Source organism: Chryseobacterium endalhagicum (assembly GCF_016745235.1).
Taxonomy (GTDB): Bacteria; Bacteroidota; Bacteroidia; order Flavobacteriales; family Weeksellaceae; genus Chryseobacterium; species Chryseobacterium endalhagicum.
In genome coordinates, this window is the sequence record NZ_JAELVM010000003.1 from 1,044,952 (window position 1) to 1,061,448 (window position 16,497).

The following is a 16,497-nucleotide window of genomic DNA, read 5'->3' on the forward strand; positions in this document are numbered from 1 at the left end:
AGTTATTTTAACTGCTCCTTTTTAGTTGCTAAAACTGGTAGGAAACACCTCCCTGGAGAATTCCCCTGATCCCGATATTGGTTTCAAGGAAAACACTCAGATCTCCCCCATACTTAACGCCAATAGGAGTAACGTTGAATGCAAACATCCCATAGTTATCCTCTATTTGATTATTGTTTTGATTAATGTAGGTATTGCTTACAAAATTGACTCCGGCACCTGCCCCTGAATACAATCCTAATTTTTCTTTTTTAAGCCAGAAATAATCTACTTTCGGTAATACCGAGAACATGTTTTCTTTGGCAGTAGATGTGTTATTGAAAAACTCATTCGCAATATCTACCCCAAAACGCCATTTCGTATTTTCACTGTACATCGCTACTCCTATGATAGCAACTCCCATACTTGAAGGGCTACGGCCATCTCCATTGCTAACACTGGTTGGAATAATACCGTTTGCAATATCATACGACAGTCCATAAGATCCGCCGTACATAGAAGATATTCCATAACTCGCAGAAACCTCTATTTTTTGGGCACTAAGAAGCCCACCCGCCAATAGAAGCGGTAATACTATTTTTTTCATTTTTTAGTTTGTTTAACAAATTAAAAGTAAATAAAAAAGCATCTGGTGCTGGTGTTAAGCCGCTGTTTAACATTTAATCGGTATGATCCATAAGCAATATCTTAAACAAATAAAATAATTTTCTTTTTTTCAAAAAATATGTAATGGATTTTTAATATGGATTGTCTTATTAATAACGGAAGACATAAAGATTCATGGGGATAAAAAACAGTACCATCACGCTTCGATTCCGCTCAGCGTGACACAGCTTTCAGAAAAGGAAAAAATTAATGTAAAATTAATATGCCTCTATTAAAACAATACACGTTGTAATTTTTCAATAAATCTCGTTTTTAATTACGTTTTGTTTCTTAGGTCAGTAATTAAAAACAAAAACCTCCGGAAATTCCGGAGGTTTGATTTTTATAGTGATTTAAACTGTTCTAAAGTTCTGATATCATTTTCGAAGAACATTCGGATATCGCTCATCTGGTAAAGAAGCATCGTGATTCTTTCAATACCCATCCCGAAAGCATATCCTGAATATTTCTCGGAATCAATATTCACATTTTTCAGAACGGCAGGATCTACCATTCCGCAGCCCATAATTTCCAGCCAGCCTGTTCCTTTGGTAATTCTGTAATCGGTTTCAGAATTTAATCCCCAGTATACATCAATTTCGGCACTAGGCTCTGTGAAAGGGAAATAAGAAGGTCTCATTCTGATCTTGGATTTTCCGAAAAGCTCCGTAGTAAAGAACTGAATCGTCTGCTTAAGATCTGCAAAACTTACATTCTCATCAATATATAATCCTTCAATCTGATGGAAAATACAGTGTGAACGTGAAGAAATAGCCTCGTTTCTGAATACTCTTCCCGGAGAAAGAATTCTGATCGGCGGCTGATTTTCTTCCATATAACGGATCTGTACGGAAGATGTATGGGTTCTTAAAAGAATATCCGGATTCTGCTCAATGAAGAACGTATCCTGCATATCTCTTGCCGGGTGGTACTCCGGAAGGTTAAGAGCCGTAAAATTATGCCAGTCGTCCTCTATTTCAGGACCGTCGGCAACTGCAAAGCCTATGGATTTGAAAATCTCAATAATCCTGTTTTTCACCAGATTGATAGGGTGTCTTGACCCAAGATCCAATGGAAAAGCAGGTCTCGTAAGATCTTCCTTTTCCGTAATAATAGCAGACTGGGAAGCATCTTTAAGATCTTCTAATTTTCCGGCAACAGCCTGTTTCAAAGAATTGATCTTCTGGCCGAATTCTTTTTTCTGGTCGTTTGGAACTTCTTTAAATTTTTCAAAAAAATCATTCAGAACACCTTTTTTACCATTATACTTAATCCGGAAGTTTTCAATTTCCTCTTTAGACGTAGCATTGAAGCTGTTTACTTCGGTAAGTAGTTCTTCTATCTTTTCTATCATTGTTTTACCCTTTCAAAATGTTTTGCAAAAATACGTTTTTTAAGTTTAATAATGAATCTGTGATAAAAAAATCTGCCCCTTTATGGGAGGCAGACTTCAATCACTTATTTCACTTAAATAAAAAAATTATTTCTTTTCTAAAGCTTTAACGTTGATCTGAAGCGTTACCTCATCCTTGATCACACCGTTTTCAGCAGGAGCCTGGAACTTTACGCCAAACTCTTCTCTTTTAATATCCTTAGGCTCAGTAGCCACACTTACTTCTCCGTCTTTCACAGATACATTGGCTTTAAACTGAACCGGTTTTGAAATCCCCTTGATCGTTAAATTTCCATCAAGAAGTGTATTGTAATCGCCTTCAGTAGCGGGTGTTACTTTTGTAATTTCAAAAGAAGCTGTCGGAAATTTTTCCACTTCAAAGAAATCTCCGCTTTTAAGGTGTCCGTTTAGTTTTGCCAGCTGATCTGCATCGTCCTTAAGATCTACAGAGGTTAAAGAATTCATGTCAGCAACAAATTTTCCGCTTTCAAGCTTTCCTTCTTTTACGGTTACATCACCACTTTCAAACTTAATGGTTCCGAAATGGCTGGTACTTTCAGACTTGAATATTTTATATCCCTTCCACTCCACTCTACTGTTTAAAGTATCCACTGTAAACTGATTCCCGTCCTTTGTAGTGGTCACTTCATTACTTTCGCTGGTAACCGGTTTGTCTTTTTTACAAGAAACCATTACAGCCGTCACCAATAAAGCAGGAATAGCCAGTGAAAACAGCTTTTTTTTCATCTTTGATATATTTTTATTACTTCCGCTAATATAATAAAAAAAATTATTTTTTCATAAAAACCTTACATTTGTATTATGCTATTAGAAATAAACAATTTATATTTTTCCCATACTAAAGATAAACCCCTGTTTCAGAACCTTAATCTGGGATTTGAGGAAGGCAGGATCATTGCCCTGGCCGGAGAAAGCGGATGTGGAAAGTCTACATTGCTCAACCTTATTTACGGACTTCTGGACTGGGAAAGCGGTGAGATTATTTTTAACGGCACCAGACTTTTAGGCCCAAAAGGAAATTTGGTTCCCGGAGAAGCGGAGATGAAGCTGGTCGCTCAGAATTTTGATCTGATGCCTTACGCCACTGTTGCCGAAAATGTGGGGAAGTTTATTTCCAATATCAATTTAGCCCAAAAGAAAGAAACTGTTCTGGAACTTCTTGAGGTAGTGGGACTGCAGGAATTTGCCGGTGTTCTTCCCAAATATTTAAGCGGAGGCCAGCAGCAGAGAGTGGCCATCGCGCGGGCCCTTTCCGTATTGCCCAAACTGCTTGTTTTGGATGAACCGTTCAGCAACCTGGATTTCTCAAGGAAAATAGAACTCAGAGAAAGACTGTTCAGGTACGTGAAGCAGCACCAGATCTCCTTGATTATTTCTACCCACGAACTTCAGGAAATCATGCCGTGGCTCGATCAGATCGTTATTCTGCAAGATGGAAGACTGATCCAGAACGAAAGCCCTGAAGAAACTTACAAACGTCCTTACAATTCTTATGTAGCCAAACTTTTTGGTGAAGTCAATATTTTCAGTGAAGAAGAAGCGGCAGATTTTCAGCTTCCTAAATTTTCATATTATCCTAAAGAAATAAAAATTTCGGACCACGGTACCGAAGCCGAACTCCTTGAAAGCAGATTTGCCGGAAACCACTACTGGAACAAAGTCCGGGTGAAGAATAAAGAACTGATTATGTATACGGATGAGAAGGTTGAAGGGAATATTAAAGTCTCTTTTGAGTAAAGGCGAAACAGCGGAAGGACAAAGCTAACTTATACATTTTCTTACAGTTATTGTTAATATGTGGATAAAAAAAATACAAATCTAAGAAGCCGTCTGAAACTTTTTCTTACATTTGTATTTCCACAGCATAAGGAAATTTTTGGTTAATTCTCTTTCTGCCTTAAGACGGACATTAGCACCTCCCTGCAATTAAGTCTTTGAAAGATTACACTGTCCAATTCTTTCCTTTTTTTATGCGCTGCTGTCAGCAAACAGCTTATCCTGCGCAGCTAAAAGCCAATTATATTTTATGCTTTCTTTACGAATTCTGATTTCAAAGCCATAGATCCGAAACCATCAATTTTACAGTCAATATTATGATCGCTGTCCGGTCTTAAGCGGATATTTTTAACTTTTGTTCCAGCTTTTACAGGCTTTGGGGCTCCTTTTACGGGAAGATCTTTAATAACAACCACAGAATCTCCGTCCTGAAGTTCATTTCCGTTTGAATCCAGTATTTTTCCTTCATTAGCTGTTTCTGCAGCAGTTTCTTCCGGGCTCCATTCGTAGAAGCATTGAGAGCAGGTCATCATATTATCACTTGGGTAAGTAAATTCAGAGCCGCATTTCGGACAAAGTACAGTATCACTCATATTTTTGATTTTTGCAAAGGTAGGATTTTTTGAATTAGATAGATCTGAAATGGTGAATAGTGAATTTTGCTTCGCAAGGGAATGGTGAATTTTTAGAGTCAAGATTTTAGATTTCAGATGCCAGATTTCAGATTTCAAACAGAAAGACTGGTGGAGGCTCCCGAAGCAACCATATATTTGTGGTTTATTCAATGTTATCGTAACAACCGGTGGCTTCGGGAGCCTCTGCCACCTAGTATTTGTCACTTATTCAATACTCTCAGATTTATACTCTCAGATTTATACTCTCCAACCCTAAAACACTCCGACTCTCTACCCCGCATCCCGAAACTTATAACTCATAATTTATAACTCATAACTAAATACTCTCCAACCCTAGAACTCTCCAACACTCAAACTCAACAACCTTCATCAACTCTCAACTATAATTCGTACTTTTGCAGATTCAAACAGCGTAGCAAATTTATGGAACTTATTCACAGAAACTTAGCCATCGGAATTCACGATGCTTTACAAGAAACATTTTTCGAGAAAAACAAATACGCCGATAAGGTGATCGAAAGACTTTTAAAAGCTCATAAAAAATGGGGAAGCCAGGACAGAGCCGTTGTTTCTGAGATTTTCTATAATATTATCCGCTGGAAAAAACGTCTTGAATATTATATGGGAGAAGGAGTAAAGCCCAATAATATTTATAAACTGATTATTGCTTACCTGCTTTGGAGTAAGACCAATTATAAAAAGTTTGAGGAATTTGACGGAATAAAAATCGCCGATATCCTGACTAAACTTAAAAAAAATACAGTTCCTACCAAAGCTATTGAACATTCTATCCCTGAATGGCTTGCTGAAACTCTTGAAAAAGAACTGGGAGCAAACTGGGAAAAGGAAATGAAGGCTTTAAATGAGCAGGCTCCAACTGTTTTGAGAGCAAACAGCTTAAAAACTTCAACCAAAGAGCTGATCTCTGATCTTGCTGACGAAAATGTTGTGGCTTATACAGTAAGAAACTATCCTGATGCTGTACAGCTTGAGGAAAAGAAGAATGTATTCCTTACAACAGCATTTAAAGAAGGTTTATTTGAAGTTCAGGATGCTTCTTCACAGAAAATCGGGTATTTTCTTGATGTAAAAGAGGGACAGCGGGTAGTGGATGCTTGTGCAGGTGCAGGCGGAAAAACACTTCACTTAGCGGCATTGATGGGAAATAAAGGCCAGATCGTGGCTTTGGATATTTTTGAATGGAAGCTTGCCGAACTGAAACGCCGTGCAAAAAGAGCGGGAGCACACAATATTGAAACCCGTATGATTTCTGACAATAAAGTGATCAAGCGTCTTCATGATAAAGCAGACCGTCTTCTGATTGACGCTCCTTGTTCAGGACTTGGTGTTTTAAAGAGAAATCCGGACAGTAAGTGGAAAATTGACCAGGATTTTATCGACAGAATTAAAAAAGAACAGCAGCAGATTCTTCAGGACTACTCCAAAATGCTTAAAGTAAGCGGAAAAATGGTGTATGCAACCTGTTCTATCCTGCCTTCAGAAAACAATCTGCAGGTTGAAGAATTCCTGAAAAACAATCCGAACTTTAAACTGGTTAATGATGAGAAAGTAATGCCTAGCCAGGGTTACGATGGATTCTATATGGCTCTGATTGAAAGGGTTTCTTAATCTGATTCAATTATAAAAATATATAGCTGCTCTGTTTGGGGCAGCTTTTTTTATTGGAAAAATATCATCCGGATCTATCGGTTTTTTTATCAAATTAAAAGCAGTTTGTAACATCCGGATCATTAATCCCTACTTATTATCATGTAATCCGTTTCAAAAACCTGTGAAAAAATGATCAAAATATTAGAATTATTTTTGCAGAAAACCCGTTCCTATGTATAAAAAAGCCTTATTTAATTTTTTTGCCTTATTTCTGTGTTGTATTGCATATGCACAAACATATGAGATCCAGTACACCAGCTCTTACAACGGAAAAGTTCTTACTGAGCAGTCTCCTACCCTTGTGTGGGCAGACGGAAAAGAAAATTTTATTCTGAATAATACCATCAGAGAACAGAAAAGCGATTATCCATTTGAAATTACCAAGGTTGAAAGACCATCCAACACCATTGTTTCCTACGCTTTCCTGAAGCCGGGAGAAATTATTTCCTCTTCAGATGCGGAATCTATAGGAAAACAGACCTTTGAATTAACCAATGAAACAAAAAAAATTCTGGGTTATACCTGCAAAAAAGCAGTCACAAAGATCAATTCCAATACCATTGAAGTTTGGTACACTCAGGATTTAAAAATCAATGGCGGGCCTTCTGTTTTGGGGCAAAACTTAGGATTTGTGCTGGAGATTGAAAGAAATAAAAATTCAGTCATCACAGCCAGCTCTGTTAAAAAGGTCAAAAAAACAGATATTGATGCTATTTTAAAAGGATCTATCCAGTCTACAGACCTGTTGGGCTATAAAGATCTGTTATGGAAAAGCCGTTTTACCACACTCAAAGTCTTCGATAATGAAACCATTAACTTTTCAGATGAATCAAAGTCGAATGAGACGGTAAAAAAATTCGCCAACGGAACCATCATTCTAAAAAAAGTACAGTTTCCGGCCATTAAGGAAGGTGAAAATATTTTTGTTGAAGTGAAGCAGCAGTCCAATGGTGATGCTTACGACAGAACTGGAACCGTATTCTTTATTCCGCAGGATAAGACTTCTTCTTTTTTTGACGGACTGGAAAAAGGTGCAAAGACGCTTCCTGTGTATGAAAACGGAAACGGAAAGCAGTATTACGGCGTAACAGCTACAGAAAATTATAATCCAGCTACAGAAATGATGCGGTTTTTCACTGCTTTCGGCATCCAGAAATTCAATCATATTCAATTGAAAGGAAAAGACTGGCAGACGATCAGCCCTTACCGCCAGGATATTACAGAATTAAAGCCTTCTCTTTCCGGCAAGGAACTTTGGGTAGGCGCTTTCATTGGTAATTATGATAAAGGCGGACACAAAATAAGCCTTGAAATCACCATTCACAAAAGTGATCAGACGGTTTATAAAAACAATACGGTTATTCCTCTTTTTAATACCTTGAATATTATGGAAATGGCCGGTCAGGAGTATTCCACGATGTTTGATAAGGATAAAGGTCTTTTGGTGGAATTTACCCTGAAGAAAGACCTAAAAAATGCTCAATTGAGATACATCACTACCGGGCACGGAGGCTGGGAAAACGGAGATGAATTTGTTCCGAAAGCCAATTCTATATTCTTAGACGGAAAAATGATCTTCTCTTTTACCCCTTGGAGATCAGACTGTGGTTCGTACAGGCTTTATAACCCCGCATCAGGTAATTTCCCGGACGGGCTTTCCTCTTCAGACCTCAGCAGATCTAACTGGTGCCCGGGAACGGTTACGAATCCTAACTTCATTCCTCTTGGAGATTTGAAAGCAGGCCAGCATACCATACAGGTGAAGATTCCTCAGGGAGCGATGGAAGGTACAAGTTTCAGTTCATGGAACGTTTCCGGCGCTCTGCTAGGGTCCCAATAAAACAAAACCTTCTTGCAAAGAGAATTGCAAGAAGGTAAAAACACAAATGATGAAAAAAAATTATTTCGAGCCACAAAGTAAGGGTTAAAATTCGTATAATAAATTACCATATATTAATAATTATTTCATTTTAATTTTGTATAGGATATAAGACTTATTTTCCCTCAGCGAAAAAAATTAATTAAATACGCTATAATTAACCCGAATAGTTAAAATTTTTCGCCAAAATAAATTAATAAGTTAAAAATATTAACTTTTATTGATTTTTTATTGTTATTTATAAACATCAAATCTAATTTTGTATCAAATAATTAACAATATGTGTGGAATTGTATGTTTGTTTGATGCCAAACAAAAGACCGAAATACTAAGACCCCAGGTTTTAGAAATGTCAAAAAAGATCCGTCACCGCGGGCCGGACTGGAGCGGTGTGTTTCAGGATGAGAAAGTGGTGTTCTCCCATGAAAGGCTGGCGATCGTAGATCCTACTTCAGGAAAACAGCCTTTATTCACCAAAGACGAAAAAATCGTTTTGGCGGTGAACGGTGAAATTTACAACCACAGAGAATTAAAAGAAGAATTTCCTGATTTTGAATTCCAAACCCAGTCGGATTGTGAAGTGATCCTCGCCCTGTACAAAAAATACGGAAAAGATTTTATTGAAAAGCTGAACGGTATTTTTGCTTTTGCCCTTTATGATATAGAAAAAGGAATCTATCTGATCGCCCGTGATCACATGGGAATCTGCCCGCTTTATCAGGGTTGGGACAAAAACGGAAACTATTACGTTGCCTCCGAACTGAAAGCCCTGGAAGGCATCTGCAAAACAATTGAAACCTTTCTTCCCGGACATTTAGTATACAGTCCGGACGGTGCAGAACTTCAACAATGGTACAAAAGAGACTGGGAAAGTTTTGACCACGTAAAAGACAACAAAACCGATATTCCCCAAATAAGAAAAGCCCTTGAAGACGCCGTTCACAGACAGCTGATGAGCGATGTTCCTTATGGCGTACTTCTTTCCGGAGGCCTGGATTCGTCCATAATTTCTGCGGTGACCGCCAAATTTGCAAGACAGAGAATCGAAAGCGGCGACACGCAGGAAGCCTGGTACCCAAGACTACACAGTTTTGCGGTGGGATTGGTAGGTTCTCCAGATCTGGCGGCAGCAAGAAAAGCGGCAGATCATATCGGATCGGTTCATCATGAAGTTAATTTTACCGTTCAGGAAGGCCTGGATGCCGTACGTGATGTGATTTACCATCTGGAAACTTATGATGTCACGACCATCAGAGCTTCCACCCCAATGTATCTTCTGGCCAGAGTGATTAAATCTATGGGAATAAAAATGGTTCTTTCCGGAGAAGGCTCAGATGAACTGTTCGGAGGCTATCTGTATTTCCACAAAGCTCCCAACGCGAAAGAATTCCATGATGAAACGGTAAGAAAACTGGGCAAGCTCCATTTGTATGATTGTTTAAGAGCCAACAAGGCTTTGATGAGCTGGGGAATTGAAGGCAGGGTTCCTTTCCTTGACAAAGAATTTATGGATGTTGCCATGAACGTAAACCCACAGGATAAAATGATCAATACCGCAGAAGGAAAAATTGAAAAATGGGTCTTGAGAAAAGCTTTCGAGGATATTCTTCCGGAATCTATCGCCTGGAGACAGAAAGAGCAGTTTTCAGACGGTGTGGGATATTCATGGATCGATACCTTAAAAGAAGTGGCAGAAAAAGAAGTTACCGATGAAATGATGGCCAACGCAAGATTCAGATTCCCGCTGAACACGCCTCAAAACAAAGAGGAATACCGATACAGAACCATCTTTGAAGAACATTTCCCAAGTGAAACTGCTGCGGCAACGGTTCCATCTGTTCCTTCAGTAGCCTGCTCCACGCCTATCGCTCTGGAATGGGACGAAGCTTTCAAAAAAATGAATGACCCGAGCGGAAGAGCGGTAAAAGTGCATGAGACGAGCTATGGTTCATGATGCGGAGTTCCGTGTTTCGTGATTCGGGGTTTGAGAGTCGGAGTGTTTTAGTGTTGGAGAGTATAAATCCGGAAATATTGAATAAGCGACAAACACCAGGTGGCTGAGGACCTCGAAGCCACCGTTCGTTTCGGGGTGCTGGTTGACAGTTGCTAGTTCAGGGTTTGAGAGTCGGAGTGTTTTAGTGTTGGAGAGTGTAAATCCTGAAATATTGAATAAGCGACAAACACTAGGTGGTAGAGGCTCTCGAAGCCACCGCTTGTTACGAAAAACATTGAATAAGCAACAAATATCTGGTGGCTTCGGGAGTTCCTACCCACCAGTTCTGCCCTCACCTGTCTGAAATCTGACATCTGGCATCTGATCTCTCTAACTTCTAACCTCTAATTTCTAACTTCTATTTCTCAAAACATTATCAATCCTGTAGCAATACGGGATTTTCTTTTGAATAAACGTTAATAATATAATATAATTTAACTGACAATCAAAAATAATATCCAAGAAATAATTATATTTGGACAACGAAAATATCAATTATAAAAAAATGAGAAGAAATCTTACTGTTTTATTTGCCTTGCTATCCATCAGTTTTGCTTTTGGACAGGGAAAATATGGCAAATACTTGAATTCAAAAAAGCTTGCCTTAACTTATAAAAGCGTGAAAGATGCTGATAAGGATGATTACTATCAACAGTTTTACTGGCTGGTAAAGGCAGAACAGCTTAAAACGTATCCTCACCTGAAAGATATAAAGCCTGTTGTTTTATATGAGTTTGTAAAATATGTAAATCCTCAGAATCCTACCAAAAAGCTGGATGAAAGGGGAAAAGAACTCAGAGCAACAGCAGAATTATCTTTAAATCAATATTTTAAAAATAAGAACTTCGAGAACAATTCGGTTTTAATGTACAACCTTGAAACCTATGTAGATCCTTCCAAAGGACAGTTCTATACCAAAGTGGACCCTGAAAAGATCAAAGAAATGGTTCCTAAAGAATTGTTTGCTTTCAACTCTGTCAACAGAAACTTAGGAGAAGAAAAAACATATTATTTGTGGATCGACAAGAAAAAAGATGATCTTAATATTGTAGACATCATTCCTAACGAAAAAGAAGACAAAGCGTTCTACACAAGATTGAAACAGTATCTTCCAAGCTATAAGTTTTCCAAGTACGTTCCTACAGTGAAAAAAGGAAACAAATCAGACAAAACAGATATCGATTACTACTATATCATGCCGTTTGAACAAAACACCGATAACATCGAGTACAAAACAAAAGATTTCAAAACTTACATCTTAAGCCAGTACAGAAAAGCCGGCGACGAATGGAAAGGAGTAGAAAAACCTAGAAAATAAATCAAAAAGTCCTGTGAAAATTCACAGGACTTTTTTAATTTTATATGAAATCCTTTATCTAAGGATCAAACGGTTTTAAAACAGCCATCGATTAAAAAAACAAATCTGGAATCCATCAGGTTTCCAGTCTACACCCAATGACAGAAACAAGCCCGCAACAGACCTCTGTAAAAAAAATACTTCCACTCATCCTGGCTACTGCTATCTTTATGCAGATGCTGGATTCCACCATTCTGAACACTTCCCTGCCCTCAATCGCCAAGGATCTTCATGAATCTCCGCTGAATATGCAGAATGCTATCATCAGTTATGTTCTGACTTTAGCCGTTTTCATGCCTGCGAGCGGTTTTCTGGCGGACCGGTTCGGAACTAAAAAAGTATTTATTTTTTCACTGGTTCTTTTCAGTCTGGGTTCACTGTTCTGCTCTATGTCTCAAAATCTTACGCATCTGGTGATTTCAAGAGTTATTCAGGGGGTTGGAGGAAGTTTGATGACTCCCGTAGGAAAACTGGCCCTCATTAAAACTTTTGATAAAAGCGAACTGCTTAAAGCCATGAATTTCGCTATCATCCCTGCCTTAATAGGCCCTGTACTGGGTCCACTGGTCGGAGGTTATATGGTAGATTATCTTTCCTGGCACTGGATCTTTCTGATTAACATTCCAATAGGAATTCTAGGAATTATTTTAGGCTTAAAATATATGCCCGATTACAAATCCGCCGATGTCGATTTCGATCTGAAAGGGTTCCTGATTTTTGCAGCAGCATCGCTTCTGTTATCCATTTCTCTGGAACTCTTCGGAGATATGCAGAATATCAGTCCGGTTCTTTTTGTTTTCATTCTTGGTTTCCTGTTCCTCTACTATTATTACAAACATGCCAAACGGGGAGGAAATCCTATCTTTCCGCTGGATCTGTTTCAGGTAAGAACTTTCCGTGTTGGAATTGTGGGGAATCTGGCTACCCGGCTGGGGATCAGTTCCGTTCCGTTGCTGCTTCCTTTGATGATTCAGATTGCTTATAAACAATCTGCCGTAACTTCGGGCTGGATCATTGCTCCCATGGCGCTGACCGCCATATTCGGAAAATCATCGGTGATTAAAATTCTGGATAAATACGGGTACCGCCAGACTTTAATGGTGAATACCTTCATCATCGGAACCCTGATCTGTCTTCTTGCCATTCCTGATATCCATACCAATTTATACTGGTTCGTTCCCATTATTGCCATTCTGGGGTTCTTCAATTCCATTCAGTTTACTTCTATGAATACCATTTCTATTGCTGATCTCAGGAATTTCCAGACCAGCAGCGGTAATTCACTGATCTCCGTCAACCAGCAGCTCGCCATCGGGTTTGGGATTGCTTTCGGATTGATTGTTTTAAAATTATTTGAAAATTCAGACCTTATCGAAGGTGAAATTCACAACGCATTCCGCTATACTTTCCTTACTGTAGGCATATTGACCATCATCTCCGGTTTTGTGTTCAGAAGACTTCATATTTCAGATGGGAAAAATATGAAATCGAAGGAGGAGTAAGACAAAAAGGCTGATAAGCAAATTTGCTTTCTTCGCCCCTTTCGAACTTAACACAGATCAATGCCCCCGATTGCCCGCTTCACTATATTTGTTATATAAAATTCACAATATTATGACAGCGAAAAAAGTAGAAATCGTAGTATCACCAAGACCTGCACATTTTGTAGGCGATGGTTTCAGGGTTCATAATTTTATACCAGGGGTACAAGGTTTGGACATGAAAAGAATGGACCCGTTCATTATGCTTGATTACAACTCAAAATTCCATTTCAACGGTTCTGAAAGACCCAGAGGTGTAGGCGTTCATCCTCACAGGGGTTTTGAAACCGTAACGATAGCTTATCAGGGTAAAGTAGAGCACCACGACAGCTCAGGAGGCGGCGGCGTTATCGGAGAAGGCGACGTACAGTGGATGACCGCGGCAAAAGGCGTTCTTCACAAAGAATACCATGAAACCGAGTGGTCTAAAAAAGGCGGTATTTTCCAGATGGTTCAGCTTTGGGTCAATCTTCCGGCCAAAGATAAAATGAGCCAGCCCAAATACCAAGCGATAGAAAATTCAGCTATGGAGCGTGTGGATCTGGGTGAAAATGGTTTTGTGGAGATCATTGCAGGAGAATATAGCGGTCACAAAGGTCCGGCAGAAACTTTTACACCACTGAATATGATGAATGCCAAATTAAAATCCGGTGGAAAAGCTGAGTTCAGTTTTCCGGCCCGTTTTAATACAGCGGCATTGGTCATTGAGGGGAGCATTATGGTAAACGGAGAAGAAAAAGCAAAATCAGATCATCTGGTTTTATTTAAAAATGAAGGCGATACATTCACCATAGAAGCTCTTGAAGATGCTGTTGTACTCATCATCAGCGGAGAGCCTATTAATGAACCGATCTATCCGCATGGCCCTTTCGTGATGAATTCCCGGGAAGAAATCATGCAGGCGTTTGAAGATTTCAATACCGGAAAGTTCGGCTATCTGGAAGATTGAGAAATTTAAATTTATCTTAATCTTAGATTATTCCTTTTTTATTAACTTTATATAATAGTGTTTGGTGAAACGCAGAGACTCAAATTCAATTGAAATATGATGTTATAATAAATACATCAAACCTTATAGATTTTTGAAACTTATAAGGTTTAGTGAAATAAAGAAAAGCATTATAAATATTCAATTTTTTTTTAGTCTTTGCGGTCCGCCAGCCTACTTACAATACAACAATTTATGAAACCAGAATTTGAAAATATACCTCTTGTAAAGGCAGAGAAAAGATTTGAAATAGAAATCGACGGACATTTTGCATTTATCGATTACCGTGAAATGGGGCCACCAGATCGCTCTGATACACACCGAAGCAGAGCCTGAACTTGCGGGAACGGGGGCAGCTGTTGCCGTTGTAGAAAAAACATTGGCTTATATTGAAGAAAACGGGAAAAAACTTCTTCCGTTCTGCCCTTATGTTTTTGCCTATATCAAGAAACATCCGGAGTGGAAACGTATTGTTGATGAAAGATTTGAAGGATACGACAAACTGTAGCCATCAATTCAACCTCTATTCATTAACTTAATCTCAATTCAAAAACATTATTTTATCATGTCAAATATCGGACTTATCATAGAAGAAAAAGCAGCAGATATAGGAAATTTCCTGGTGGGAAGGCTTCTTCCGTTCCGCGAAAAAAGAGCAGTGGGACCTTTTGTTTTCATTGATCATATGGGACCGTCTGAACTGAAGGATTACCAGAACCTTGATGTTCCGCCGCATCCGCATATCGGATTATCTACTTTAACCTATCTTCTGGAAGGATCTATTTTTCACAGAGACAGCATCGGAAGTGCTGTTGAAATCAAACCGGGCGCTGTGAACTGGATGACAGCCGGAAAAGGCGTTGTACATTCCGAAAGAACCCCTGAATATTTAAGACACAGCGACAAGCGGCTTCATGGGTTTCAGATCTGGGTAGGCTTACCAAAGCATCTGGAGCAGACCGAGCCCAGTTTCCATCATATTGAAGCGGATGAAATCCCGGTATGGGAAGAAGACGGAGTTCAGTATAAACTGATTGCCGGAGAAGCATTCGGAAGAAGCTCTGCAGTTCCTGTTCACAGTAAATTATTTTTTATTGAGATCAAAACTAAAGAAGCGAAGAAAATAAGCATAGGAAAAGATCTTTACGGCGAAGCAGCCATGTATGTTCTGGACGGAACGGTTTCCACGGATGGAAATTCTTACGGTTCAAAACAGCTGATGATTGCTAAAGACACGAAACTTTGCGAATTTGAAATGAGTGAAAACGGAACGGTATATCTTTTCGGCGGCGAGCCGTTTGAGGAGGAGCGTTTTATATTCTGGAACTTCGTGAATTCAGATAAGGAACTGCTGGATCAGGCCAAAGTCAACTGGAATGATCAGAATCACGATGCATTTCCTCAGGTTCCGGGCGACGACAAAGAATATGTTCCACTTCCAAAGGCCATTTTAAACAGAAAATAACAGCCTTACAGATTATTCAACCATGAAAATATTAGCATTTGCAGGAAGCTCATCCTCTACATCCATCAACAGGGAGCTGGTAAAATTTGTTCTGAAAGATTTTCAGGACGAGGAAATCAATCTGATTGATCTGAATGATTTCACCATGCCCGTTTTTTCTGTAGACCTTGAAAAGAAAGGATTTCCGGATGAAGCCCATCATTTTTTAAAGGAAATTGAAGCATGTGACGTGATCATCTGCTCTCTTGCAGAGCACAACCGGTCTTACAGCGCAGCTTTTAAAAATGTCTTCGACTGGTCGTCCAGGATCAATGTAAAAGTTTTTCAGAACAAACCCATGCTTTTGATGAGTACATCTCCCGGAGGCTATGGCGGCGGTAATGTGATGAATACGGCAAAAACATTTTTCCCCCAGTTTGCAGCAGATATTAAGGATACGTTCTCGCTTCCCAAGTTTTATGAAAATTTTGATCTTGAAAGCGGCGTGATCAATCCGGATATGCTTAAAGATCTCAAAGACAAGATCGCACGCTTTAAAAATGAAATAAAAACCAATGACTAAGGGAAGACTTGAGGCTTTCAGTGATGGCGTTATGGCGATCATCATTACCATTATGGTCCTTGAACTTAAGGTACCTGAAGGAAGCAGCTGGATGAGCCTCAAACCTTTACTTCCCAAGTTTCTTGCTTATATTTTCAGCTTTATTTATGTAGGAATCTACTGGAACAACCATCATCATATGTTTCAGGCTGTAAAAAAGGTGAACGGAAGCATCCTGTGGGCCAATCTTCATCTGCTGTTCTGGCTTTCATTAATGCCCATCGCAACAGAATGGATCGGAGCCACGCATTTTGCAGAAAATCCGGTCGCGGCGTACGGCATATGCCTGATCATGTCTGCAGTAGCCTATACGATTATGGAGCATCTGATTGTACAGTGTGAGGGTGAAAATTCCAGATTAAAGGAAGCGATACATTCAAAGTTTAAAGAATATATCTCCATCATATTTTATGTCCTCGGAATCGCTGTTTCATTTTTTTATCCTTATATTGCCATAGGTTTTTATTATCTCGTGGCTCTGATATGGCTGATTCCGGACAAAAGAATCGAAAAATTACTAAAAGAAGATTAA

General features: G+C 39.1%; 14 protein-coding genes and 1 pseudogene. 11 read left to right on the forward strand and 4 right to left on the reverse strand.

The annotated features are described in order from the left end of the window. Window positions 1-28 precede the first annotated feature (28 nt). From JET18_RS20270 to JET18_RS20280, 3 genes are all read right to left on the reverse strand, one after another. On the reverse strand, window positions 29-586 hold the full coding sequence (locus JET18_RS20270) for a hypothetical protein (protein ID WP_202094223.1): 558 nt from the start codon (window positions 584-586) through the stop codon (window positions 29-31). Window positions 587-988: 402 nt separating this feature from the next. Beyond that, window positions 989-1,999, reverse strand: coding sequence for a phenylalanine--tRNA ligase subunit alpha (locus JET18_RS20275; protein WP_202094225.1), 1,011 nt, complete (start codon window positions 1,997-1,999; stop codon window positions 989-991). A gap of 126 nt (window positions 2,000-2,125) precedes the next feature. Continuing rightward, a complete protein-coding gene (locus JET18_RS20280; RefSeq protein ID WP_202094227.1) occupies window positions 2,126-2,785 on the reverse strand; it encodes a YceI family protein in 660 nt (219 codons plus the stop codon). Window positions 2,786-2,860: 75 nt separating this feature from the next. Between JET18_RS20280 and JET18_RS20285 the strand changes: the two genes are divergently transcribed. Beyond that, window positions 2,861-3,796 carry a sulfate/molybdate ABC transporter ATP-binding protein gene (locus JET18_RS20285; protein ID WP_202094228.1) on the forward strand — a complete coding sequence of 312 codons (936 nt, stop codon included), beginning with the start codon at window positions 2,861-2,863 and terminating at the stop codon, window positions 3,794-3,796. Window positions 3,797-4,083: 287 nt separating this feature from the next. Here JET18_RS20285 and JET18_RS20290 read toward each other — a convergent pair whose 3' ends face one another. Further along, window positions 4,084-4,428, reverse strand: a complete 345-nt coding sequence (locus JET18_RS20290; RefSeq protein WP_202094229.1) for a zinc ribbon domain-containing protein YjdM — start codon at window positions 4,426-4,428, stop codon at window positions 4,084-4,086. 465 nt (window positions 4,429-4,893) lie between these two features. On the opposite strand from JET18_RS20290, the gene JET18_RS20295 reads away from it, so the two are divergent. From JET18_RS20295 to JET18_RS20340, 10 genes and pseudogenes are all read left to right on the forward strand, one after another. After that, entirely contained in the window at window positions 4,894-6,099 is a 1,206-nt protein-coding gene (locus JET18_RS20295) for an RsmB/NOP family class I SAM-dependent RNA methyltransferase (RefSeq protein ID WP_202094230.1), read from the forward strand. A gap of 214 nt (window positions 6,100-6,313) precedes the next feature. Further along, window positions 6,314-7,981 (forward strand): GLPGLI family protein, encoded by a 1,668-nt coding sequence (locus tag JET18_RS20300; protein ID WP_202094231.1) that lies wholly within the window; start codon window positions 6,314-6,316, stop codon window positions 7,979-7,981. A gap of 319 nt (window positions 7,982-8,300) precedes the next feature. Then, the gene (gene asnB / locus JET18_RS20305; RefSeq protein WP_202094232.1) at window positions 8,301-9,974 is read left to right on the forward strand and encodes an asparagine synthase B; all 1,674 of its coding nucleotides are present in this window, start codon (window positions 8,301-8,303) and stop codon (window positions 9,972-9,974) included. A 544-nt stretch (window positions 9,975-10,518) separates the two neighbouring features. Further along, the gene (locus JET18_RS20310; protein ID WP_202094233.1) at window positions 10,519-11,331 is read left to right on the forward strand and encodes a hypothetical protein; all 813 of its coding nucleotides are present in this window, start codon (window positions 10,519-10,521) and stop codon (window positions 11,329-11,331) included. Window positions 11,332-11,468: 137 nt separating this feature from the next. Beyond that, entirely contained in the window at window positions 11,469-12,872 is a 1,404-nt protein-coding gene (locus tag JET18_RS20315; protein ID WP_202094234.1) for an MFS transporter, read from the forward strand. A 112-nt stretch (window positions 12,873-12,984) separates the two neighbouring features. After that, window positions 12,985-13,860: a pirin family protein gene (locus tag JET18_RS20320; protein WP_202094236.1), complete on the forward strand. Its 876-nt coding sequence runs from the start codon at window positions 12,985-12,987 to the stop codon at window positions 13,858-13,860. A 234-nt stretch (window positions 13,861-14,094) separates the two neighbouring features. Then, window positions 14,095-14,407: pseudogene (locus JET18_RS20325) on the forward strand (GNAT family N-acetyltransferase). A gap of 57 nt (window positions 14,408-14,464) precedes the next feature. Next, window positions 14,465-15,364, forward strand: a complete 900-nt coding sequence (locus JET18_RS20330) for a pirin family protein (protein WP_202094238.1) — start codon at window positions 14,465-14,467, stop codon at window positions 15,362-15,364. Between the two features lie 22 nt (window positions 15,365-15,386). Beyond that, window positions 15,387-15,926 carry an NADPH-dependent FMN reductase gene (locus JET18_RS20335; RefSeq protein ID WP_202094240.1) on the forward strand — a complete coding sequence of 180 codons (540 nt, stop codon included), beginning with the start codon at window positions 15,387-15,389 and terminating at the stop codon, window positions 15,924-15,926. Beyond that, complete coding sequence (locus JET18_RS20340; RefSeq protein WP_202094242.1) at window positions 15,919-16,497, forward strand: TMEM175 family protein; 579 nt, start codon at window positions 15,919-15,921, stop codon at window positions 16,495-16,497. Before JET18_RS20335 ends, JET18_RS20340 begins: the two co-directional genes overlap by 8 nt.